The following is a 674-nucleotide window of genomic DNA, read 5'->3' on the forward strand; positions in this document are numbered from 1 at the left end:
CGATGACTCAGCCAGCTTCGATGCCTCGGCGAAAACGATCGCGCTGATCAAGAATTCGGGGGCCACGAGGTTCGCCTTCGCAGGCAACCACCTGCACAAGGATTTTGGAAACTAGGTTCTGCCGGGGAGCGGCTATTCCTCCAGCGCTTCCCGCGCATCGACCCGCATCGCCTCGCCCGCCAGCGTTTCCGCTTCGAACAGTAACTCCTCGTCGATCGCGCCTTGCGGCACCGCTTCGCGCCCGATCATCGTCATCACCGGCACAGCCAACGGACTGACCCGGTCGAGTTCGACATGGACAAGTTCGCGGGCAGAGCTTTCGAGCAAATCAGCCAGCCGCCCTACATCGGTCATTCGAGCGCGCGCATCGGCCCAGGCCGCCTCCAGCAGCACGTGGTCGGGCTCGTATTTGCGCAACACATCGTAGATCAGGTCGGTCGAGAAAGTGACCTGTTTGCCGGTCTTGCGCTTGCCTGGATGCTGCCGCTCCACCAGCCCGCTGATCACGGCAACATCGCGGAAGGCCCGGCGCAGCAAATGCGATTCCTGAACCCAGTCGATGAATTCATGCTCAAGAATATCGGGCGAAAGCAGCGGCTTGGGATCGGCCACCGGCTTCAGCCCCCACACCGCGAGCGAATAGTCATTCGCCACGAAGCCTCCCGGTTGCAGCC

Annotated in this window: 1 pseudogene; it reads right to left on the reverse strand. The window is 62.0% G+C overall.

What is annotated here, in order from left to right:
• Positions 1 to 132 precede the first annotated feature (132 nt).
• Positions 133 to 674: pseudogene (locus AAFM29_RS17555) on the reverse strand (DNA ligase-associated DEXH box helicase); the annotation flags it as partial.

The organism is Erythrobacter sp. (genome assembly GCF_038133525.1).
Lineage (GTDB): Bacteria > Pseudomonadota > Alphaproteobacteria > Sphingomonadales > Sphingomonadaceae > Qipengyuania.